Source organism: Psychrobacillus sp. FSL K6-2843 (assembly GCF_038626375.1).
Taxonomy (GTDB): Bacteria; Bacillota; Bacilli; order Bacillales_A; family Planococcaceae; genus Psychrobacillus; species Psychrobacillus faecigallinarum.
Genome location: NZ_CP152021.1, coordinates 181,350 through 202,966, shown reverse-complemented (window position 1 = coordinate 202,966; position 21,617 = coordinate 181,350). Strand labels below are relative to the sequence as shown.

Below are 21,617 nucleotides of genomic sequence, written 5' to 3'. Positions count from 1 at the left end.
AAAAACACAGCCCCTTTTAAAAGGCTGCGGTTCCAATTAAGATTTTAGTTTTATCACATTAAATTTAAATAATATCGTAATACCAACATTGTTTACAAAATGAATAAATAAAGGGACCAATAAATTGTCTGTATAAAAATAACTCCAGCCTAACACTAAGCTTGGAACTGTGATATTTAGCAGCATCCACGGCTTCCTATAGTACTGTATGTGAAATGCAATAAACAAAAAAGCAGTTAAAATAATTGCAAGCCATTGATGTTCCAAGGTTAAAAATAAGACATTTTGGATAATTCCTCGAAAAAGTAGTTCCTCAAAAAGTGCAGCTACAAACATAAACGAGACAATTTCAAAAATCGAGTTGTTTTGATATCCCTTATTCGTATCATTTATATGTTCTGCTGAGGTTAAATAGGTAAGTAAAATTCCATATAGGGTTAAAACAATCGATGCGAAGATTATTAAGATAATCATTTTCGAAACTTCATTAAATGATAAGACGCTTGAAAGTGCCAAATAGTCTTCTATCACCATAAAAAGGAGGATTGCCAAGCAACATAGATTCAAGCCCATAAATGCTGGTATAGCACTCTTCAGATTCATGTGATTTACTTGTCTTTTGCTTACATTTTTCAACCTATACCTCCACCTGTTTCGATTCTTTGTTTGCTTTACTGCCTACAGTCAGAATGACAATACTTCCAAGCAGGAGGCCAATACCGACCCAAGAAGTAGCACTCAATATCTCACCTACGACAACCACACCAAGAAGGGCTGCTGTAGTCGGCTCTGCCAGAGACAAGGTCAGTGCAGAGGAGGCTGGGATTTTGCGAAGACCCCAACCATACAAAACGTAGGCCACGCTTGTTGTAGCTAATCCTAAATAGAAGATGATTCCCACGTTCCCTGCATCAGCTAGCCAACTTATGTCATACACAAAGAGAAATGGTGTTAACAGAAACGCACTAAGCGAGAATGTCATCGCTACCACGGGTATCGCTTCTTCCTTTTGCAAAAGAGATTTGCTTGTTAATGTATAAAAGGCAAAAATAAGTCCGGCGATCAATGAATACGAAATGCCGACGGGATCTATAGTGACTTCACCCTTCGTTAAAAATAAAAACAGACAGCCTACTATTGCTAGTCCAGTAGAGAGACCCCATACTCTTGTCGGTCTCATTTTAAAGAAGATCCACTCAACCATTCCGGAGAATACCGGTGCACTTCCTATAGCCACCACACTAGCAATCGCCACTCCTGTTAAACGAACCGATGAGAAAAATAATAATTGAAACAGGGATATGCAAATAGCAGCGTATAATGTTTCTTTCCATGGCCAAGAGCGAAACTTAAATTTTTTTAGTAAAATCATAACGATCAGCAAAGGAATTCCTCCCGTTGCTGAACGCCCTGCGCTAATAATAAATGGATGTGCATTATCTGGTAAAAATGTTTGGGCAGTGCCTGTCGTTCCCCAAAGCATGGCACCGAGTAATACGAATATGTATGGTATAACAGTCACTCATTTCATCCTTTCTGCTATCACTAAAATATAAGTAGGAGCGTTGAGTTACTTCTTTTTCTCCATTATACTAATATGTAGGAGGGATTTGTACATGTACATGACAGTAGAAGAAACGGCTGATTTCTTGTCTATGCCACTTGTTCAGGTCAAAAGGTATATAGCCGAAAAAAAGATACGTGCTGTCTTTGACGGAGAGCAGTATGTCGTCAATAGTGCACAGTTCGAAACCCATTTAGAGCAAGTGGAAGAATTGAAACGCCAAATCGACGAGTGGCGAAACACTCCTATTCCAGAAGACATAGACGTAAAAGACGAAGACTAACCGTTTTAAGCATACATCAAACAAAAAGGACGTTTCCTTGGGAAATGTCCTTTTGTTTTTTTATATAGTAATGAAAAAACCTGCGCGTTTTCCAATGATCTCTGCATAATCCTCTACCATTACACTAGCAGTAGGATACATACCAGCTCCAGGTCCTACCAATGTTAGTGTTCCAATATAGTTCGTATCTAAGGATACAGCATTATTTACACCTTCAATAGCATATAACGGATGATCTGGTCCCACTAATTGAGGTCCTACTGAAGCATAAAGCTCTCCGTTTTCATCCTGTTCGATTTCTGCCACATGGCGGTAACGGAGCCCGGTATCCTTCGCTTTACGCACATCCTCTAATGTAATTTCATCGATTCCTACTACACGTACCTCGTTCCAATCAGGCTGTTTTCCAAACGCTAATGCACTTAAAATCATTAATTTGCGAAATGCATCCTGACCAGAGATATCATTGTAAGGATCTGCCTCCGCATACCCTAATAACTGTGCTTCTTTTAACGCATCTTCAAATGGAGATTCTTCTAAACGCATTTGTGTCAAAATATAATTGGACGTTCCGTTTAAAATACCTTGAATCTTTTTTACTGAGTTTACTTGAAGTAGATTTTTTAATGTCTTAATAATTGGGACTCCACCTGCAGTGGTCGCCTCATACCCTACAAAAACTCCTCGTGACTTTGCGCGTTCCTGCAATGGGATACTATATTTTGAGAACATGACCTTATTTGCTGTAATGACGTGACAGCCCTTGTCTATCGCTCTACATAAATAGCTATAAGCCGGCTCTTCGTTAACTATTGCTTCAAAAACTACTTGAAGCCCAGGAATATTTTCAATATCCTCAAAGTCATCTGTCACTAATACGCCTGGGGTCTCGGGTCTTTCTTTAGCTAAATTATTAATGAGAATCGCACAAATTTCGATGTCCAATCCTAATGACTTTTTTAAGTCTTCTCGTTTTTCATTCACAATGTGATAAATCCCTTGGCCGACTGTTCCAAATCCTAAGATTGCTGCTTTTATTTTTGCCATGCTGTCTCCTCCAAATGAATCTGTACAATTGAATTTAAATAATCGTACTTGAATAAAATTTCAATTAACTAATTGACTATTTTACATATTGTAGACTATTTCCACTCAGTTAACAACAAAATTCTATATAGAGAGGACATTTGTTTTCTCTAAAAGTACTTTTCCAAGTGCTTCTTGTAAATCTTCTACTGCCTCCAAGCCTACAGACAAGCGAATTAGATCCTCTGTAACCCCTGTTTTTACTAAATCCTCCGGTGTAAGTTGTTGGTGAGTAGTGGAAGCTGGATGAATAATTAGAGATTTTGCGTCTCCCACATTTGCTACATGTGACCAAATCTCTATATTATCGATAATATGTCTACCTGCTTCTCTACCTCCCTTTGCTCCAAATGTCAAAATAGAACCGTATCCATTCTTTAAATACTTTTTAGCAAGTTCATGTGTAGGATGGCTTTCAAGCCCTAAATAGTTAACCCATGAAACTTCCTCATTGTCATTTAAGTACTCCGCAATTTTCTGGGCATTTTCGTTATGTCTTGGCACTCGTAAGTGAAGTGTTTCTAATCCTTGAAGAAAGGAGAAAGCTGCTTCTGGGCTTAGAGAAGGGCCAAAATCACGTAGCAACTGGACTCTTAGCTTTATAGCAAATGCCACGCCTGGAACATCGATTCCGTAGCGCAAACCATGATAGGTTACGTCTGGCTCTGTAAAGCCCGGGAATTTTTCAGAATTCCAGTTGAAGTTACCTCCATCAACTACTACTCCACCAATTGTTGTACCGTGACCTCCAATCCATTTTGTCGCCGAATGGATAACAATATGAGCGCCATGCTCAATTGGATTTGAACCAAACGGAGTAGCGAAAGTATTATCTACTAGTAATGGAACCCCCACTTCGTTCGCAATGGTAGCTACCTGCTCCACATCCAGTACATTTAAGCTTGGATTTCCAATAATTTCAGCAAAAAAACCTTTTGTCTTCTCAGTAACTGCTGATCTGAAATTCTCAGGATCCGTTGAATCTATAAACTTTACAGTAATTCCATAGCGAGGAAGTGTATGAGCAAAAAGATTAAAGGTCCCTCCATATAAGTTTTCAGCTGCGATAATTTCATCTCCAGCGCCTGCAATATTTAAAATAGAAAATGCAATGGCTGCCATCCCTGATGAAAGGGCCACTGCGGCAGTACCTCCTTCAAGTAATGCAATTCTTTGCTCAAAAACATCAACTGTTGGGTTTGTTATTCGGGAATAGATGTTACCAGTCTCTTTTAATGCAAATAGATTTTGAGCATGCTCAGTGTTTTGAAATACATATGAGGTTGTTTTGTGAATCGGTACCGCTCTTGATCCTGTGACTGGATCCGGTTGTTGTCCACCATGCAATAGAAGTGTTTCTTTTTGAAGATTTGTCATTTTGAATTCCTCCGTTATTAGTAGATTAGATGGATGCTTGGAGGCGGGAGAGGATTATAGAACTGCCAATGTAAAAACCCCTCTTCACTTAAGAAGAGGGGTCAAATTGACATGTTCCTCCTCTTATCTTCCAAATTCATAAAAGAATTTGTAGGATTTAGCACCTTTCCAAGTAAAAGAACTTGGTGGTTGCCGGGCATCGTAGGGCCTATTCCCTCCGCCACTCTTGATAAGAGTATTAGATTAGTGTTCCATCTTGTTACACAGTATAAATCCTCCGTTATTTATAAGTCAAGTTATTTTATATAAAATTCTGAAACTTCATCATTTTATAATCGTTTAATATAATAGATAGAATATTATTTTTGGGGGTGTCATAGAATGATTATTTGGAGTGTTAGCATTCTTTTAATAGGCTACTTAGTTGGTTCGATTCATGGATCAAAATTAGCCCAATGGATGAGTGGTGTTAATATAAAAAAAGAAGGCTTAAATAATTCAGGAGCTTCCAACGCCACCATAGTGCTTGGATGGAAGTATGGCGTTTTAGTAGGAGCCATAGATATTTTAAAAGGCGCAATTATGATTATTGGGGCAAGATTAATTGCTCCGCAGCTGACCTCACTTAGTACCTCTGAGCTTGATTTTTTGCTGTATATAGCTGGTGCTGCTGTAATCTTAGGGCATAACTTTCCTATTTACACGAAATTTAAAGGCGGTAAAGGCACAGCTTCCATCATTGGAGTACTGCTAGCGTTACATTGGCCGGTTGGATTAGCAGGACTATTATTGTTAATCTGCATCACACTTTTGACTGATTATTTATTGATAGGTGTATTCTTTTTCTACCTTATCTTTATAGGAGCCTCTATATGGACCGCAGATGGAATAGGCCCAATCATAGTTGCAGGATTTCTATTTCTAATGGCATCGTTCTTACATATAGAGAATGTTCAGCGGTTAATTCGAAAAGAAGAAGTAAAGATTTCCTCTGTTATGAAGAAAAAAAAGCCATCACTGTAAAAGGAGTGGTTAAATGAGCAAAAAAAAGAGGTGGATTGTGCTAGTTCCTTTAATAATAATGGCAACTAGTGGATTCGGTATGTGGATGCTTACAAGCAAATGGCTAGAGGATGGGTTAAAACCTAAGGCAAACGGCTCCAATGAATACGCAATTGTATTAGGGGCCAAGGTTAAACAAGGCCAGATCCCTTCTCTTGCACTACGATATCGTCTAGAGGCCGCACTAGAATATGCAAACACATATCATAATGTAAAGCTCGTTGTGACTGGAGGACAAGGACCGGACGAGGATATAGAGGAAGCAGCGGTTATGAAGGAATATCTCATGGAGAATGGAATCCCCGAGAGTCGAATAATCGTAGAAGATCAATCCACTTCTACGTATGAAAACCTTCTGTTCTCCCAACAGCTTCTACCCGATAGCGTTACCTCTGTCACAATTATTACGAGCGATTTTCATCTACAACGGGCAAAGATTATTGCAGAAGGAATAGGATGGAATGCAGATGTGGTTGCTGCTAAGACACCACAAATTTCAGAGGCAAAATTGCGATTACGTGAAAGGGCTGCCTTGCTCAAAACCTTTGTATCTGGAAAATAATAAAAGGGAGAGATGCAAAAATTATAATCTCTCCCCAGCTAAAAGAACGAATTGACTTCTTTACTCAAGCTCCCTTTGTTGCATCGATTCTCCTCTCTATCTTTCTATCCACTATAAGCTCTTGCAGAATTTACTTGAGGCTCTTTTTAATTCATCGTTAATCCTTTACCCAATAAGTGCTGCCATCATCTTTTCTATCTAAAAACCCATATTCGATTAAATAACGTCTTAACGTCACATAATCCTCATAGACATTTTTTAAAATCGTATTTATTTCTTTTTCAGTGTAATTTTTCTCTTGTTCAAAACGTTGAATAATAACTCTAAGTGTTGAAAGCTTTTGTTTTTCCTTTTTTGGAAATTTTAGCATTGGTCCGTTAATCCCCTCGGGAAAAAATTTGCTTTCGAGTTCAGCTTGTTCTTCTTCCGTGATATTGTAGCGATCATCCACCATGGTTGCATTCTTGTGAACAGGCAGGAATGCAGGAGCATGATTATCTCTTTCCTTCAACAGTTCCATCATTGTTAAAAATATTTTCGCCTGTCTTTCCTTTTCCTTTAGAACAAACCGATGATTTCGAATAGTTGAGGCACTCCCTATTCCTAGCTCCTTTTGGATCTCTAAATCACTCTTCCCCTCAAAAAATAGACGAATCAGACTGTTTTGATGTTCGGTCAAGCCCGTTAGCTTTTTGTTTAAACCACTTAAATACTCAAAAATTGACACATGTTTGTTGCCGATATGACGAATCATAAACTTCTCTGCTTCATATAACACGTTATTCTCGGGGTAGATGACACCCTTTTCTATCTGTTCCCCACATAGCAAACACTGAAAAACGTTTGTTTCTTCCACGTATCCCTTTTTCATCTCTTCAATTGTAGCTTCCCAAAATTTTTCTATCATGAATACAACAAACAACTCCTTAATATGTTTATTTATTTACAAACATATTATATTATTATCTATAACAAAACAAGTAAAATTATAAGTTGCAATTTATCTGAAAATAATAAACAATTAGAAGGAATAGATTAATATATATATAGGGGGAAATACATTGGTTACATTTAAAGAATACAAATATAAGAGACCAGATTTACAAGAAATGAAGACGGCTTTTCATGAACTATTGGCTAAAATGAAGGAAGCAACATCTGTTGAAGAGCAGAACTCGGTGATTGAAGAAATAAATGCAATTCGCAACAATTTTTCTACTCAGGCTAACCTTGTTTATATTCGAGCTTCTATTGACACAAATGATGAATTTTATCAAAAAGAACGAGATTTCTTTGATGAAATTAGCCCTGAAGTAGATGAGCTTGTAACGGAATACTATAAAGTTCTAGTAAATTCCCCATATAGAAACGTATTGGAACAGAAATGGGGTAGCCAACTATTTGATCTTGCGGACTTTCAAATCAAGGGGTTCTCTTCAGAGGTAATCAGTTTAATGCAAAAGGAGAATAAACTAACTTCTGACTACTCTAAGCTTGTTGCATCGGCCGAAGTCGAGTTTGAAGGGGAAAAATATACACTCGCACAACTCGGAAAATTTACGGAGTCTACTGATCGTGAAGTAAGAAAAAAGGCTAGAGAAGCTTCAGCTGGATTCTTTCAAGAAAACGAAGAAAAATTTGATAGTATTTATGATCAACTTGTTAAAATTCGTCATGAAATCGCAACTACACTAGGCTATAAAAACTTTGTTGAGCTTGGCTATGTTCGTATGAATCGAATCGACTATAACGCGGAAATGGTTAAAAAATTCCGCGACCAAGTACGTGATCACATTGTTCCTCTCGCAAATAAGCTATATGAAAGACAGGCTAACCGCATTGGAGTAGATAAACTTAAATTTTACGATGAACCACTTAACTTCTTAACAGGGAATGCTACTCCACAAGGCTCTCCACAATGGATTATTGATAATGGGAAGAAAATGTATGAAGAGCTATCTCCAGAGACAGCTGAGTTCTTTCAATTTATGATCGATCGTGACTTGATGGATTTAGAAGCTAAAAAAGGGAAAGAAGCTGGCGGCTATTGTACGTTTGTAGATGACTATGAGTCTCCATATATCTTCTCTAACTTCAATGGAACCTCAGGAGATATTGATGTTCTTACTCACGAAGCAGGTCATGCATTCCAGGTATATACTAGTCGCAACATTGGGATTCCGGAATATATTTGGCCAACCTTCGAATCCTGTGAAATTCACTCGATGAGTATGGAGTTTTTTACTTGGCCTTGGATGGAACTTTTCTTCAAAGACCAAACAGAAAAATATAAATTTGCTCATTTAAGCAGTGGGCTTCTCTTCTTGCCTTATGGAGTAGCTGTAGACGAGTTCCAGCACGCTATATATGAAAATCCAGAAATGACTCCTGCAGAAAGAAAGGCCACGTGGAGAAATATTGAACAAATTTACGTACCTCACCGTGATTATGATGGCAACAGTTATTACGAAGCTGGTGGCTTCTGGCACCGTCAGGGACATATATACGCAAGTCCTTTCTATTACATTGATTACACATTGGCGCAGATTTGTGCATTCCAATTTTGGAAACGTTCCAGAGAGGATCGTGAAGCCGCGTGGAGAGATTATTTACACCTTTGTAAATTAGGAGGCTCTATGTCCTTCACCAAGCTTGTAGAGGAAGCTCATCTCATTTCTCCTTTTGAAGAAGGTTGCGTGGAATCAGTTATTGGTACGATTGAAGATTACTTAAATAGCGTAAACGACGCTGCTCTTTAATATTAGAAAATAAGGGGTTTATACTTTATGAGCAATCCTGCTGGTTTTTGGGTACGCTTTTGGGCAAGTCTGTTAGATGCAATTATTATTGGAATACCGTTATCACTAATTAGCTTCATATTTTTAGGAGAAGGTGATACTTGGCTTACCACAATTGGTCAGACATTCTATTCCTTTGCAGTACCTATTTTTTGGGTGGGATATACGGTAGGTAAAAGAATCACAGGTATTCGAATCGTCCAGATAGACGGATCTAATGTAGATATTTGGACGATGGTAAAGAGAGATTTAATCGCAGGGCTTCTTTATGGGTTGACTTTAGGTATTGGTGTCATTGTAAGTGCCTTCATGGTAGGTTTACGTGAAGATAAGCGAGCTCTTCATGATTTTATAGGGGGAACTTATGTAACACATAATCCTCCTTATTATGAAGATTAAACGCCTATATCTGCCCCGGCAAGCAAATTTAGAAAAGCGAAGAGGCAGTTCCCGAGCGGTGAGCGGTCTCAGCTTTTTGAGATTTGATCTCTAGTGTCCGAAGTATAGGACTGGGACAGCATGTCTCAGTCCTTTTAGTGTGGTTATATAGAATTTATTAGACTAGGACCTCATACAATATCAGGAAAATATTTGTAAATAACAAATTTAAAGGGGTGCAGTTATGTGGAGTAAAATCTTATCCATTGCTATTGCGTTAATGGGAATCATCTATATATTCTTGATTCCTCATGATCCAGTTGGATTAAAAATCACGTTCAAATTAATTCCTATGCTGCTTATTATTTTATTTGCGTTCCATCAAGCGCCTGGTTTGCCAAAGATTTATAAAACACTCATTATTTTAGGACTTTTTGTATGTATGCTTGCAGATGGATTAATTTATTGGTTTATAGTTGGTCTCATCACATTTTTGATTGGACATATTATTTACATTTTTGCCTTTAGAAAAATTAAGAAACATTCAATTCCTAAGTGGGCAGCCGCATTATTATTAATATATGGTCTCATTATGACCATTTGGCTAGCAGGAACGTTATGGTCAGAAAAGGAAACCATTTTAGCTGTTGCTGTAGTTCTCTACATAGCAGTGATATTAACTATGGGATGGAACGCTTTCCAAACAGGGAATAAATTCGTCATTATTGGTGCTACTTTGTTTATATTCTCTGACTCTATTCTTGCAATTAACAAATTTATAATAGACGTTCCTTATGAGCATGCGCTAGTAATGCTTTCATATTACGGAGCACAATTTCTATTTGCATTCAGTATAATTTCCCATTATTCCGCTACACGGAATAATCTGTTAAAATAAACATATGCTTTGCATATTGGAGGAGATTTTAACATGAAAGAAATACTGATTGAACGCTTAACCAGATACGCAAAAATAGATACTCAATCCAACGCTTCGAGCACTTCTTGCCCTTCTACCGAAGGTCAATGGGACCTACTTCATTTATTGGAGAAGGAATTAGCAGAGCTTGGAATGGAAGAAATAACATTAGATGAGAATGGTTACTTATTTGCTTCTCTTCCTGCTAACACAGATAAAGAAGTGGCTACAATTGGCTTCTTAGCACATGTGGATACAGCAACAGACTACACAGGCAAAAACGTAAATCCTCAGCTAATCGAAAACTATGATGGACAGGATATTCAACTAAATGATCATACTGTAATGTCTGTTACAGACTTTCCAGAACTAAAACAGTATGTAGGTCAGACATTGATGACTACAGATGGAACAACTTTACTAGGTGCTGATAACAAAGCAGGAATCGCTATTATTATGACTGCTATGGAATACTTCCTGCAAAATCCGGAAGTTAAACATGGGAAAATCCGTGTAGCATTTACACCAGATGAGGAAATTGGTCGTGGGCCACATAAATTTGATGTAGAGAGATTCGAAGCAAAATATGCGTACACAATGGACGGAGGTCCACTTGGGGAACTGCAGTATGAAAGCTTCAATGCAGCTGGCGTTAAAGTGACCACTCATGGTAAGAGTGTGCACCCTGGCTCTGCTAAGGGAAAAATGGTGAATTCCATTACAATGGCTACTAAATTCCAGTCTCATATGCCTACAGATGCCGTGCCAGAAAAAACAGATGGCAATGAAGGATTTATTCATCTGATGAATTTTAATGGAGATGTAGAAAAATCTGAGTTAAGCTACATTATTCGTGATCATGATCGCGAAAAATTTGAAGCTAAAAAACAGCTTTTCCAAGATACTGCTGAAAAAATTATAGCCGAATATGGAGAGAAAGCAATTACTGTTGACGTAAAAGACCAATACTATAATATGGGCGAAAAAATTACCCCTGTTATGGAAATTGTGGATATAGCGAAGAATGTTATGGTTGCATTAGATATCGAACCATTAATCATTCCTATTCGCGGAGGAACAGATGGTTCTCAGCTTTCCTTCATGGGTATGCCAACTCCAAATATTTTTACAGGTGGAGAAAACTATCACGGAAAATACGAGTATATCTCTGTAGATGCAATGGAAAAGGCTACAGAAGTGATGAAGGGAATCATTCAATCTTTTGAAAAACAGGCCTAAGTAGGTGCTTCCATGCGTGAAATATTATTAGGAATTCTAGCCTCACTATTTTTTGCTGTTACATTTATACTTAATCGTTCTATGGAAGTATCGGGGGGGAGCTGGCTTTGGAGCTCTTCTCTTCGTTACTTTTTTATGGTCCCATTTTTATTCTTCATTGTTTTCTTTAGAAATGGATTACCAACTATGGTTAAGGAGCTTAAAATTGCTCCATTAACTTGGTTAATCTGGAGTTTTGTAGGATTTGGTTTGTTCTACGCTCCTTTAACCTTTGCCGCTGCCTATGGTCCTGGCTGGCTGATTTCTGGAATGTGGCAATTTACCATAGTCTCAGGAGTATTATTAGCCCCCTTTTTCCTTGTAAAGGTTGGAGATCGACTCATAAGGCAGAGGATTCCACGGGTGTCCCTTCTTATATCTTTGATTATTTTGGTAGGTATTGTACTTATACAAGTACCTGATGTCCAAAACTTAAACGGGAGCATGTTGCTTTTAGGAGTTTTACCCGTTCTAATAGCCACTTTTGCTTATCCACTCGGAAATCGAAAGATGATGGAGCACTTAGAAGGCAGGCTTGATACATTTCAAAGAGTCCTTGGAATGACTATTGCTTCTATGCCATTATGGATTATACTTGCTCTCTATGCAGCCTTTACTGTAGGACTTCCTTCCAGCAGTCAAGTATTTCAGTCCTTTATCGTGGGAGTTAGCTCTGGAGTTATCGCTACCACCCTCTTTTTTATGGCAACCGATCGAGTACGAAACAACCAAGGAAAATTAGCGGCAGTGGAGGCTACACAATCTACAGAAATTATCTTTGTAATAATTGGAGAAATGATTTTATTAAGTATCCCTTTACCTCCTGCCTTAGCATTAGTAGGCTTAGGAGTTATTATCTTCGGTATGGTATTACACTGCTACTATACAACGGTTCAAAGTACTAAACTGATAACTTCTAATACTAGGCCAGATAACTAGAAAAAATAAGAGACACTCGTTAAGTCCTTTGACGAGTGTCTCTTTTTATATTTTGATTAACTCCTTGTTACACTGTAGCTTCTGCCACTTGGTTTTTTTCTGCGATGTAGCGAGCTACATGCTTGTAGCTAACAGCAAATACGATAAACGTGAGTACAAGGAATGCTACTAGGCAGATTAGAAGCACAAATGCATTTGCCATCATAAATCCAGGATCACCTAAAGAAATAACAGCTTTCAGACCTGCATTTGAGTATGTCAGCGGTAAAAACTTACTAAGTGCCTGTAAATTTTCCGGTAACATAGGTATCGGCAGATTGGATCCTGTTGTAGAAAGCTGAAGTACGATGAAAGCTAGAGCGATAAAGCGACCAATGTTTCCTCCTATTGCCACTAAGAAGAAAATAATAGACATAAACGCCAAGCTAACAAAGATTGTAAACAATATAAACAATCCAACGTTATTTACTTGAAGCTTTAAAATGAATAATGAAAATAAGGATACCATTAGACCTTGTGCTATAGCAAATAATGAAAGCTGCATTAGTTTACTTGCGTACCAACTAAACAGTGAACCAGGTAAAGTAACGGGACGTTTGAAGTCAACTATAAATGATAATATTAAAATGCCAACAAATAAAGCTAAAGAAATAATGTATGGGGCAGTAGAATCGCGATAATAGTTATAGCTATTCACCGTTTCACCTTTAAAGCTAACTGGATTAGAGAATTTAGTAATGTTGGCTTCACTCACTTGAATACCGCTAACCTGATCAGCTCCACCAGCTAAACCAGTTTGAAGCTCCTGACTTCCAGATTGCAATTGATTAGCACCATCATTTAGTGATGTTACACCTAAAGTCATCGTCTCCCAACCAACCGCAACAGTTTGGTTTCCATCACTAATTTGTGTAAGTCCTGCTTTTAAGTCGTTTACTGCATTTCCAATCTTCGTCCAAGAACTAGCTACAGTAGCATTTCCATTTGCTACCTGATTTGCTCCTGTTTTTAGTCGAGTAATTCCAGCATTAGCTGCTGTTTGCCCTTCCACTAATTGATTGATACCAGCATCCAGCTGCTTAGATCCAATGGTTAGCTGAGTCGCTCCTGCCACTAATGCATCTGCTCCCTGCTTTAACGGCTGAACCTGTTGATCAAATTGAGCAAGACCTTTTGTAATCGCATCACTCGTACCAACAAGAGTCATAAACTCAACATCTGTTGCAAGCTCAGGATGTTTTGCTAAATAACCTTTCAAACCTTCTGTTAACCCTTGAGAACCTCCTGAAAGCGTTTTCGTGGATTCCGTCACTTTAGCCATTCCGCCTGCTAACTGCTCCGCTCCTGGCTTTAACTGTTTCTCTAAGCCTGTCGATAATGTTGTACTCCCTGTACTAACGGTCTTTAATCCATTTAGTACTTGGTCAGATCCTGCTTTAAGAGAGTCTAAGCCTTGAACAACCTCTTTTGAACCTGCAGCCAACCTTTTAATATCTTTCTCTCCGCCTTTAATCGAACTAAGTAATTGGCTAGCGCCATCCTCGGCTGTCTTAGCTCCAGATGCTAGCTTTTGGATATCTCCAGACTTCTCATTTAGAGATTGTAATAATTGACTCGTACCTGCGGAAAGATTAGCAGTCCCCTCATATAGTTTGCTAGAACCATCTGCTCCCGAAGCGAATCCATTAGAAATATCACCAAATCTAGCAAATAATGTTTTGGTGTAAGTCTCAGTAATTTTGTTTCCTAGCTGTTCTCGAATTTTTTCTGTTGCACTTTTGGTTACCTGAGCAGCCATGAAATTTAAACCTTCATTTTGAGTATAAATTACTTCTGCCACCTCTGGATTAGCATCAAGTACAGTCGTTACTTTTCTAGAAAAATCCTCTGGAATTTCAATTGCCATATAATACTTCTGACTCTTCAGCCCCTTTTCAGCTTCTTCCTTCGATACAAAGTTCCAACCAAGTGAAGGATTTTTCTTCAAGTCTGCCACTAAATCATTCCCCACATTTATTGGAGCTCCCCCTGATTCAGCGCCGGCATCATTATTAACAAATGCCACTGGTAAATTGTCAAGATTGTCATACGGTCCCCAAGTAGCAGATAACAAAACAGCTACATAGAATACTGGAATTAACAAAACTCCAATTAGTGAAAATAACACCCCTTTTTTCTCTGTTAACTTGGATAACTCCTTGCCTAACATTTGGAACGCACCCATACATAACCCCCTATTTAAATTAAAAAATGCAGAAATAAAAAATGAATGGCCATTCATTTTTATTTCTACATTAATTATATTTTAAATTTTTAGATTTTTCATTATTTTTGTTGAATAGTAATAATAGACTACAAATATCAAAATATCACTGTTCTACAATATGATTTTCCAATGCTCTTCGGACACTATTCACAAAGTCTCCACCAGCTCCCCAATCAAAACGGAGAAAAGCCCCTTGTCCTCCTCCAGAGGCAACAGCATGAACTTTTGTGTCTCCTTCTAGGTTATCCAATGTAATAGTTAGAGAAGCTCTATTGCTAGTTCTATAATAAAATTTTTCTATTACACAAACAACAACCTCTTGACTTCCCACAGAACGTTTATAAACGTCTAGAACCTTACCAGAAATAGACCCTGTAACAATTGATTCTTCTATCACTCTCAGAGCATTAATAGGTGTAATTTTCACATAAAAATCTCGCACATCTTTCATTGTAAACTCCCCCTTTCTAAATTTACGGTTAAAAAGGTAAAAGGTTCCAAATACTAACGGGAGTATCTATTTGATTTAGCGCAAAAAATAATCAGCATCTTAATTGCAATCTTTAGGTAGGCTATAAAATTGTCATGCGGTTCATTCCATTTTCTCGTAAATAACTACTGTTGAATCGCTCATAATAATTAATATACAAACAAATTGGACAAGGACCTTTATAATAGCCATTCCTACTGCTCCAGCATCATCAATAATATATGATTATTATTACTTGCACTTCCATGAAAAAATTTATCGCTCTAAAAGTTAATTGGGAATGCATCTACAATTTCAAATCTTTTTTAATCATCTCCTGTCATCACAAGTAATGAGGATTCTGCTTCTAATTTACCTTTACTCTCTTACGAATCCTTAATGATCGATCTCTTAATGTCATTGTCCACTCGCTATCCATTAATACCTTCACATTTCCTTATAATTTGTCCTGTTTTGCTTTCTTTTATGTCTGGTTCATTCTGTTATTCACAATCCAGATAACATTAAAAAATTGAAGATACAATCCCACCGCTACTATTCCAACTAACCTTGAAAGCCAGGCGAGGTAAAAAATTCATAAAAAAACGACATCACTTAGGATGTCGTTCAAAATATGCACGAACTTAACGTTGAGGGGGTTAAGTCTGCAAAAATTCAGCCACAATTTGGAGAAAAGTTGCTGGTAAGAACCTTCTCACTATTTGAGCAAGCTCTATACGATAATGATAATCATTTTCAATTGGGTTGTCAACTATTTATAAATTTTGGTTTTTACTTGGAATTATAGCTCTTATACTTTTTATAAAAATTTGATTAAAATCTAATATGCATATTCCCTAAAACTTTGGGAATAGCTAAGAACAATCCAAAAAAAAGGAGTGAGAAAGAATGGATCGCAAAATAGACAAACAAGTGGAAGTCGCATTGGAAAGCTTCAGTACTGATGAAAAAAATGATATCCTAAAAAACTTTACTACGTTTAAGGACTATCTATCTGACAAAGTGAGAATCGGTGAAAAAATGGGTCTTAGCGATGATACTTTAGCGAAAGCTACTGAAAAAGTTGCTGGATACCTTGCTGCTAACGAAGAACCGAAAAACCGAGAAGAACACCTATTACAGCAATTGTGGAAAAGTGCAGATAAAGATCAACAACATGCGCTTAGTCATATGCTTTTAAAGCTTACAAGAAATGAAGGATAGACGGGAAGAATCAGATGGTCGCTTACTCGATAATCCCGATAGGGTAAAGACAACGAAAATGAGTCTGTTTGATATGCATGAAGATATGCAAACCGTCGATGCAATTTCTGTAGAGGATTTAAACATACAGGTGCAAGATGAAAGAAATCATACCCACACAAAAGACCGTTCTTCAAGTGAAGAACGATTTCCCCCAAGATAAGTTTCAAAATGCTCCTAGTAGCAACAAAAAAGAATGCTCCGTTCCCCTCGGAGCATTCTTTTTTTTATTATAAATATACTAAGCATATTAGCACCGATAGCTGTTTTTTTACTATAGCCTAATGTGTCTAAAAGAAAGCTAATACATATCGCAGCTGTAAAAGTTGGTAAAATATAGCCGCCAGTAGAACCAAATAACCCCGCTTAATTGATTTATATATTTAATTATTTTAGGTGCACGAGGTAAGACTATTTCTTAATGCCAACTGTTTAATGCATTTTCTACCGATTCTAATTTCACCGTACTTTTTTGCATTGGAGGTGGGCAGGATTTATTGTAGGCTAAAATCTTTTCATTCACCTTTGTAACTCGGAAGTGCAGGTCCTCATTAAGACCCTGTGCATACTTCGTAGCGATATGCTGTAATTCATCACGGATCTCATGCTGTAGCTTGAGCCAATGTGGTTTATATCCGGCATCCTTAGCTACTTTCTGAAAGTGCTGAAAGATGTCCCCCTTAAAATACTCTTCAGAAAGCGGCTTTCCAGCGCCCTTTAAGTTTTCCATCCCACCAGTTTTTTCATAGTTCCTTAGAATGTCCCCCATCAAATCATTCACAGGAGGAATATATTCGTCTTTGTCCATCATTAATCCTCATTTCAAAGAGATATGTGGAGCTTTTTCCGACAAAACTAATAAGAATTTCTGTTGCTCACTAGGCGAAATAATCACACTACCAAGGGATGCTTTTTTATAGTGAATCTCAATTGCATCCCTGGAAGAAAGAATCCGATAACCAGCTAGAATCTGTGAAGTTTTATTTACCTTCGTAATATCTTCATATGGAATTTTACTTCTGAATGGTCCCCCTTTAATAAATAAATAATTCTCCTTGAAGGAGTATTCAATATCAAAGGTCAACCACAAAATAAACGCAACACACATGACAAACAATGAACTAATAATAATTACAGCTTTTACATCTACATTATCTGACCATAGTTCATAAACTACAGGTACCAGAGTAGCAAGAGCTACTATAGATATCGCACTCATGATTATATAAGTAAAGGTTTTATCAATTTTAGATTTAAAGGTCATCCCATCGCCTCCTAAACAGATTTCGTGGCTGTGTCCTTAATACCTTCCCGGTGGGCATAAATATTTTTCAAAATCGCTTTTACTACCGCATAGGTTGGTACCCCTAAAATGATGCCCATAAGACCGGCAATATTTCCTGCTGCTAAAATAATCGTGATTACCGTTAACGGATGAATATCCAATGATTTACCCATTACATTAGGCGTAATGAAGTTACTTTCAATCTGCTGAGCAACTAGCATAATAATTGCCACATAGATAGCTAACTTAGGCTCTTGAATTAAAGCAATAATGAGAGCAGGCACTAATGATATATACGGCCCTAAGAAAGGAATAACATTCATAATCATCCCAAACAGTGCTAGCAGTAATGCATACTCTAGACCAATAGCTGTATATCCGATAAATAGCATAACTCCCACTAGAAAACTAACAAACAATTGCCCTTGAACATAAGAACGAAGTGTATCGTCAATATCCGATAAAGTTTTACGTATGAAGATTTTCTTTTCACCTTTAAAGAACTGCGTAATGAAAGGAACAAACTTTTCGTGATCCTTCAACATATAGACAAGGAAGAATGGTACAAGAACTAGTAAAAATACCCCTTGGAAAACATTCTGGATGAACTTGACTATAAAACCACCGGCAGATACTGCTATTGTTTCAATTTTTCCGCTTGCGCTATCCAAAGTTGTTTGGAGGGCCTTTGGTAGTTCTCCTATTTTCTCTCGTTGAGAAATTGTGTAATTAATAAAATCTTCTATTTCTTCTACCATTTCCGGTGTATTATTTACCAGAGCATTCACCTGTTTGGTCAATACCGGGCTTACAAGTGCTATAAAGCCCCATATAAGTAGACCAATTACGATAAATACAGATATAATACTTGCCCATCTAGGAAACTTTTTGGATTCTAGCCATTTTTGAAGAGGTCTTGATAAGTAGAAGAGCACCCCTCCTAATAATAACGGCATAAAAATTGCTTGAGCTATTATCATAAATGGAGAGAAAATAGACTTAACTTGCATGAACATAAAAATAATCAATAACGTAAATAAAATTGCAGTTCCAACTTGAAACCATAGTTTTTTAGTCAACTAACTTTCACATCCTCAATGTATGTTTAACTTAATATTCTATACGCATTATCTTTAGGTAAGTTTCACTTATATACGTATCGTAACATTTTTATAGTAAACTGTTAATAAATCTTAATTTGGAGAGGGGGGAAGACTTTTGGAATACTATAAAACACTGCGCCAATATGTTGGTCATCAGCCTCTTATACTTCCTGGGTCAGTCGTGCTAATACTAAACAATAATAAAGAGGTACTACTTCAAGAAAGAGCGACAGGAGTTTATGGTCTGCCTGGCGGTCTAATGGAGCTGGGTGAGAGCTTGGAAGATACTGCACGCCGAGAGGTCTTTGAGGAGACAGGCTTGCGTATAGGTAAACTTACACTATGTCATGTCTATTCTGGTCAAGATTATTATATTGAAAACCCAAACGGAGATACTTTCTATTCGGTTACAGCTGTCTACAAAACAAACGAATTTGAAGGTATTCTTACTCCAGATGGCTTGGAAACTATCTCTCTTCAATTTTTCCCTCCAAATAACTTGCCCGAAGGTATTGTAGCATCTTATCGCACCTTTATAGAGAACGAGCTATTCTAATCACTAGTTATTAAACTTAACATACTAGGTGAAAATCTGTCTCTTTTGATCCAAGAATATACAAAGGAATAAAATGATTAGTAAAAAGTCAGCGGCCTAATGGATGCTGACTTATTTTATCTTATTCATGATATGCCTACTTATCTTTATATTCAAATCGTGGGAATTTTACTACTTCCCACTTCGTCTTGCGTAAGGATGAAATAACCTCTTCCCCAACATTTAAATTACTTTCAACAATTTGTTTTGGTGTAAGAGCCATCCATTGTGTGAGAGACACATCTTTATAAATTGGAGATTTAAAAACCTCCAAATACCATAAAGGAGTAGTCCCGGTATTTTGAATATAATGTCCATAACAAAATGGCATATAGCCTACACTACCAGAGCGAACATCAAAAGTTCTTGCCGTTCCATTTGCTGCATAACCAGTCATTCTTCCCTGACCAGTAAGGAAATATTGAAACTCATCATTATTTTGATGCCAGTGAAGTTCACGCATCGCTCCTGGTAGAATTTCAACTAATGCAGCAGAAATGCGTTGGGAAACAGGAAATTCCTTGAATCGACTACTCTTACCGAGCCACCTGGAGAAGTAATAGGTATTTGGCCTAATAAGGAGTGAGAAAATTTCCTAGTTCCAAAAGGGCTAACGGCTCTACTTCACTTATTGGACCTGGCACAGTGGATTGATAAATGTTGCTTCAGTTTTAGGTATTTCTTTAAAAGCTGTTTCCGGTATACCGAAATTAGCAGACAGTACCTCTTTAGGAGTATGGGCAAACCAGTCTGAAATAGTAAAGGTATCTAAATCCGAAAAATTTCCGTTATCAAAAACAAGTAAAAATTCACAACCCTCTTCTAGCCCTTGTATGGAATGTGGTATGCCAGGTGAAAAGCCTGAGTAAAAATAAATTCACTTATGCGGATCTATTGAGAAGTGTTCCCCACAGGATATTCCCCAACCAATTAGAAAATCTGATGGAGCTGGCGCAACTGATTTGGGACCAAGAGACATTATACGAGGAGTTAATATGAGACTAACCCCAGGAGGCGTTAGGGAATTGCACTGGCATAAGGAAGTCGAATGGTCTTATATGCTGGCTGGTAGAGCACGTATTACAGCTGTTGATGAGAATGGGAAAAATTTTATAGCTCATGTAGGAGCAGGTGATATATGGTACTTCCCATAAATAAGAACCTATTTTCAATCTGAAATAGATTCATGTTTTTAAATGTAAAATATGAGTTTGGGAGTACTTACAATCAAACTTTATTATAAAAGTAAGCCTTCTGTGATTTTTTTATACGATATATTCCATTTCTCACAGAATTTCTCCCTATTTTTTATTTTACATAAATTAATTACTTTTAAGTTTTAATAAATCATTATTCGCTCTCTCTAAATTATGGTGGTTTTTAGTTAAAGTAAATACTAAAATCGCATTTTTAATAGCTTCTTTAGCATCTTGCAAATGATCCATTCTCTTAGATAATATCCCTATCATGTGATAAATTTCTCCAAGCATATAGGATAAGTGTCGGGATTCTACATAATAAAGAATTTCATTTGCAATATTTAGGGCATCCTCATAGTTTTTTAGTTTACTCATAGTAAAAGCAAAATTATATCCGACTCTAGGTAAAAGAGTTAAGTCCTCTACAATCTTTCTAGCTTTAATTTTTTGGAAAATTATCTTGTACGTTTTAAAGGCAGCATTCAAATTATTAGCAGAAAGATATACAAGTCCTTTTGAATTTAATATTGAAATATCAAGTTCTGAGCCGCAGGTTTCTAAACTTGCAAGACCGTCCAAAATACTCAAAGCTTCAAAATAGTTTTTTTCTTTTTTATGGAAGAGTATAGCTCTATGCCATTTTATAAATCTGCTAAACTCTATTTTAGAATACTTTGAGATTAATTTTTCTAAAACCATTTCACTTTCTTCTAAAGTAAGTTCTAAAGATAGATAGTCTTCAGCATAAGTAGACTCTCTGCAAAGTTCTTTTAGTGCTTCGATTTCCTCGTTATAAGGAAATAAAGCTTTAAATGGAACAAGTTTCATACAAATATCATTTAATATTTCTATTCGTGGTAGCTGTTTACCTTTTTCTAGCCTATATATAGTTGATTCATCACACATGTTTTCTGCTAACACCTTGATAGAAATACCCTTAGATTTCCTAAAATAAGCTATTTTATCGCCAAAACCCTCCATTTAGACTCTCCTTTATGTCACATTTTTGCATAACATCCTATATATTCTATTTTTATTATACTTTATATTAAACCTAAGACATAAGTTAGGGAGGAAATTATGAAAAAAAAAAAAATATATTAATCGGATTCCTTTTAGCATTTGTTTTCTTCATTAACATCTCAGCTAATGTAAATGTTAGTTTGTCTACCCCAAATAAGACAATGATAA

22 protein-coding genes, 2 pseudogenes and 1 riboswitch are annotated in these 21,617 nt (G+C 37.0%); of the genes and pseudogenes, 12 read left to right on the top strand and 12 right to left on the bottom strand.

Annotation, left to right across the window (positions count from 1 at the left end; all coding sequences use genetic code 11):
• Positions 1–36: 36 nt before the first annotated feature.
• Both MKY94_RS01060 and MKY94_RS01055 read right to left on the bottom strand, forming a co-directional pair.
• On the bottom strand, positions 37–636 hold the full coding sequence (locus MKY94_RS01060; RefSeq protein WP_342577827.1) for a CPBP family intramembrane glutamic endopeptidase: 600 nt from the start codon (positions 634–636) through the stop codon (positions 37–39).
• Position 637: 1 nt separating this feature from the next.
• Positions 638–1,522, bottom strand: coding sequence for an EamA family transporter (locus MKY94_RS01055; protein ID WP_154311910.1), 885 nt, complete (start codon positions 1,520–1,522; stop codon positions 638–640).
• Positions 1,523–1,616: 94 nt separating this feature from the next.
• On the opposite strand from MKY94_RS01055, the gene MKY94_RS01050 reads away from it, so the two are divergent.
• Positions 1,617–1,847 (top strand): excisionase family DNA-binding protein, encoded by a 231-nt coding sequence (locus tag MKY94_RS01050; protein ID WP_342577826.1) that lies wholly within the window; start codon positions 1,617–1,619, stop codon positions 1,845–1,847.
• Between the two features lie 60 nt (positions 1,848–1,907).
• Here the strand turns inward: MKY94_RS01050 and MKY94_RS01045 are convergent, their stop codons facing one another.
• Positions 1,908–2,894, bottom strand: coding sequence for a homoserine dehydrogenase (locus tag MKY94_RS01045; protein ID WP_144538345.1), 987 nt, complete (start codon positions 2,892–2,894; stop codon positions 1,908–1,910).
• Positions 2,895–3,017: 123 nt separating this feature from the next.
• The gene (locus MKY94_RS01040) at positions 3,018–4,310 is read right to left on the bottom strand and encodes an aminotransferase class I/II-fold pyridoxal phosphate-dependent enzyme (RefSeq protein WP_342577825.1); all 1,293 of its coding nucleotides are present in this window, start codon (positions 4,308–4,310) and stop codon (positions 3,018–3,020) included.
• Positions 4,311–4,430: 120 nt separating this feature from the next.
• Positions 4,431–4,546: riboswitch (SAM riboswitch) on the bottom strand.
• Between the two features lie 145 nt (positions 4,547–4,691).
• On the opposite strand from MKY94_RS01040, the gene MKY94_RS01035 reads away from it, so the two are divergent.
• Together MKY94_RS01035 and MKY94_RS01030 are read left to right on the top strand one after the other, a co-directional pair.
• The gene (locus MKY94_RS01035) at positions 4,692–5,333 is read left to right on the top strand and encodes a glycerol-3-phosphate acyltransferase (RefSeq protein ID WP_154311911.1); all 642 of its coding nucleotides are present in this window, start codon (positions 4,692–4,694) and stop codon (positions 5,331–5,333) included.
• A 13-nt stretch (positions 5,334–5,346) separates the two neighbouring features.
• The gene (locus MKY94_RS01030) at positions 5,347–5,934 is read left to right on the top strand and encodes a YdcF family protein (protein ID WP_342577824.1); all 588 of its coding nucleotides are present in this window, start codon (positions 5,347–5,349) and stop codon (positions 5,932–5,934) included.
• A gap of 157 nt (positions 5,935–6,091) precedes the next feature.
• Here the strand turns inward: MKY94_RS01030 and MKY94_RS01025 are convergent, their stop codons facing one another.
• Positions 6,092–6,841, bottom strand: coding sequence for a DUF2087 domain-containing protein (locus MKY94_RS01025; RefSeq protein WP_342577823.1), 750 nt, complete (start codon positions 6,839–6,841; stop codon positions 6,092–6,094).
• A 154-nt stretch (positions 6,842–6,995) separates the two neighbouring features.
• Between MKY94_RS01025 and MKY94_RS01020 the strand changes: the two genes are divergently transcribed.
• The 5 genes from MKY94_RS01020 (at position 6,996) to MKY94_RS01000 (ending at position 12,246) form a co-directional block, all read left to right on the top strand.
• Positions 6,996–8,693, top strand: coding sequence for a M3 family oligoendopeptidase (locus tag MKY94_RS01020; protein ID WP_342577822.1), 1,698 nt, complete (start codon positions 6,996–6,998; stop codon positions 8,691–8,693).
• Positions 8,694–8,720: 27 nt separating this feature from the next.
• The gene (locus tag MKY94_RS01015) at positions 8,721–9,131 is read left to right on the top strand and encodes an RDD family protein (protein ID WP_342577821.1); all 411 of its coding nucleotides are present in this window, start codon (positions 8,721–8,723) and stop codon (positions 9,129–9,131) included.
• Between the two features lie 223 nt (positions 9,132–9,354).
• Positions 9,355–10,008: a lysoplasmalogenase gene (locus tag MKY94_RS01010; RefSeq protein WP_191697300.1), complete on the top strand. Its 654-nt coding sequence runs from the start codon at positions 9,355–9,357 to the stop codon at positions 10,006–10,008.
• A gap of 33 nt (positions 10,009–10,041) precedes the next feature.
• The gene (gene pepT / locus MKY94_RS01005; RefSeq protein ID WP_191697301.1) at positions 10,042–11,268 is read left to right on the top strand and encodes a peptidase T; all 1,227 of its coding nucleotides are present in this window, start codon (positions 10,042–10,044) and stop codon (positions 11,266–11,268) included.
• A 12-nt stretch (positions 11,269–11,280) separates the two neighbouring features.
• On the top strand, positions 11,281–12,246 hold the full coding sequence (locus MKY94_RS01000) for a multidrug resistance efflux transporter family protein (protein ID WP_191697302.1): 966 nt from the start codon (positions 11,281–11,283) through the stop codon (positions 12,244–12,246).
• A gap of 67 nt (positions 12,247–12,313) precedes the next feature.
• Here the strand turns inward: MKY94_RS01000 and MKY94_RS00995 are convergent, their stop codons facing one another.
• Complete coding sequence (locus tag MKY94_RS00995; RefSeq protein WP_342577820.1) at positions 12,314–14,470, bottom strand: YhgE/Pip domain-containing protein; 2,157 nt, start codon at positions 14,468–14,470, stop codon at positions 12,314–12,316.
• A gap of 145 nt (positions 14,471–14,615) precedes the next feature.
• Positions 14,616–14,963, bottom strand: a complete 348-nt coding sequence (locus MKY94_RS00990) for a DUF6054 family protein (protein WP_144538334.1) — start codon at positions 14,961–14,963, stop codon at positions 14,616–14,618.
• Positions 14,964–15,890: 927 nt separating this feature from the next.
• Between MKY94_RS00990 and MKY94_RS00985 the strand changes: the two genes are divergently transcribed.
• Both MKY94_RS00985 and MKY94_RS00980 read left to right on the top strand, forming a co-directional pair.
• Positions 15,891–16,205, top strand: a complete 315-nt coding sequence (locus MKY94_RS00985; RefSeq protein ID WP_144538333.1) for a DUF3243 domain-containing protein — start codon at positions 15,891–15,893, stop codon at positions 16,203–16,205.
• Positions 16,195–16,407: a hypothetical protein gene (locus MKY94_RS00980; protein WP_144538332.1), complete on the top strand. Its 213-nt coding sequence runs from the start codon at positions 16,195–16,197 to the stop codon at positions 16,405–16,407. The genes MKY94_RS00985 and MKY94_RS00980 overlap by 11 nt, the downstream gene beginning before the upstream one ends.
• A 255-nt stretch (positions 16,408–16,662) precedes the next feature.
• Here the strand turns inward: MKY94_RS00980 and MKY94_RS00975 are convergent, their stop codons facing one another.
• From MKY94_RS00975 to MKY94_RS00965, 3 genes are read right to left on the bottom strand one after another with little or no spacing between them, the layout of a single operon-like run.
• A complete protein-coding gene (locus MKY94_RS00975) occupies positions 16,663–17,052 on the bottom strand; it encodes a DnaJ family domain-containing protein (RefSeq protein WP_340862352.1) in 390 nt (129 codons plus the stop codon).
• Positions 17,053–17,061: 9 nt separating this feature from the next.
• Positions 17,062–17,508: a PH domain-containing protein gene (locus MKY94_RS00970; RefSeq protein WP_342577819.1), complete on the bottom strand. Its 447-nt coding sequence runs from the start codon at positions 17,506–17,508 to the stop codon at positions 17,062–17,064.
• An 11-nt stretch (positions 17,509–17,519) separates the two neighbouring features.
• Entirely contained in the window at positions 17,520–18,608 is a 1,089-nt protein-coding gene (locus MKY94_RS00965) for an AI-2E family transporter (RefSeq protein ID WP_144538329.1), read from the bottom strand.
• Positions 18,609–18,747: 139 nt separating this feature from the next.
• On the opposite strand from MKY94_RS00965, the gene MKY94_RS00960 reads away from it, so the two are divergent.
• Positions 18,748–19,188, top strand: coding sequence for an NUDIX hydrolase (locus tag MKY94_RS00960; protein WP_144538328.1), 441 nt, complete (start codon positions 18,748–18,750; stop codon positions 19,186–19,188).
• A gap of 136 nt (positions 19,189–19,324) precedes the next feature.
• Here the strand turns inward: MKY94_RS00960 and MKY94_RS00955 are convergent.
• Positions 19,325–20,098: pseudogene (locus MKY94_RS00955) on the bottom strand (cupin domain-containing protein); the annotation flags it as partial.
• A 46-nt stretch (positions 20,099–20,144) separates the two neighbouring features.
• Between MKY94_RS00955 and MKY94_RS00950 the strand changes: the two are divergent.
• Positions 20,145–20,375: pseudogene (locus MKY94_RS00950) on the top strand (cupin domain-containing protein); the annotation flags it as partial.
• Between the two features lie 174 nt (positions 20,376–20,549).
• Here MKY94_RS00950 and MKY94_RS00945 read toward each other — a convergent pair.
• Positions 20,550–21,407 carry a helix-turn-helix transcriptional regulator gene (locus MKY94_RS00945; protein ID WP_342577818.1) on the bottom strand — a complete coding sequence of 286 codons (858 nt, stop codon included), beginning with the start codon at positions 21,405–21,407 and terminating at the stop codon, positions 20,550–20,552.
• Positions 21,408–21,617 lie beyond the last annotated feature (210 nt).

Coding starts and splice junctions, on each gene's coding strand:
- MKY94_RS00990 (WP_144538334.1), bottom strand. CDS start 14,963: ATGAAAGATGTGCGAGATTTTTATGTGAAAATTACACCTATTAATGCT.
- MKY94_RS00980 (WP_144538332.1), top strand. CDS start 16,195: ATGAAGGATAGACGGGAAGAATCAGATGGTCGCTTACTCGATAATCCC.
- MKY94_RS01000 (WP_191697302.1), top strand. CDS start 11,281: ATGCGTGAAATATTATTAGGAATTCTAGCCTCACTATTTTTTGCTGTT.
- MKY94_RS00970 (WP_342577819.1), bottom strand. CDS start 17,508: ATGACCTTTAAATCTAAAATTGATAAAACCTTTACTTATATAATCATG.
- pepT (WP_191697301.1), top strand. CDS start 10,042: ATGAAAGAAATACTGATTGAACGCTTAACCAGATACGCAAAAATAGAT.
- MKY94_RS01015 (WP_342577821.1), top strand. CDS start 8,721: ATGAGCAATCCTGCTGGTTTTTGGGTACGCTTTTGGGCAAGTCTGTTA.
- MKY94_RS00985 (WP_144538333.1), top strand. CDS start 15,891: ATGGATCGCAAAATAGACAAACAAGTGGAAGTCGCATTGGAAAGCTTC.
- MKY94_RS00995 (WP_342577820.1), bottom strand. CDS start 14,470: ATGGGTGCGTTCCAAATGTTAGGCAAGGAGTTATCCAAGTTAACAGAG.
- MKY94_RS01010 (WP_191697300.1), top strand. CDS start 9,355: ATGTGGAGTAAAATCTTATCCATTGCTATTGCGTTAATGGGAATCATC.
- MKY94_RS01030 (WP_342577824.1), top strand. CDS start 5,347: ATGAGCAAAAAAAAGAGGTGGATTGTGCTAGTTCCTTTAATAATAATG.
- MKY94_RS01025 (WP_342577823.1), bottom strand. CDS start 6,841: ATGATAGAAAAATTTTGGGAAGCTACAATTGAAGAGATGAAAAAGGGA.
- MKY94_RS00945 (WP_342577818.1), bottom strand. CDS start 21,407: ATGGAGGGTTTTGGCGATAAAATAGCTTATTTTAGGAAATCTAAGGGT.
- MKY94_RS01050 (WP_342577826.1), top strand. CDS start 1,617: ATGTACATGACAGTAGAAGAAACGGCTGATTTCTTGTCTATGCCACTT.
- MKY94_RS01035 (WP_154311911.1), top strand. CDS start 4,692: ATGATTATTTGGAGTGTTAGCATTCTTTTAATAGGCTACTTAGTTGGT.
- MKY94_RS01045 (WP_144538345.1), bottom strand. CDS start 2,894: ATGGCAAAAATAAAAGCAGCAATCTTAGGATTTGGAACAGTCGGCCAA.
- MKY94_RS00975 (WP_340862352.1), bottom strand. CDS start 17,052: ATGGACAAAGACGAATATATTCCTCCTGTGAATGATTTGATGGGGGAC.
- MKY94_RS01040 (WP_342577825.1), bottom strand. CDS start 4,310: ATGACAAATCTTCAAAAAGAAACACTTCTATTGCATGGTGGACAACAA.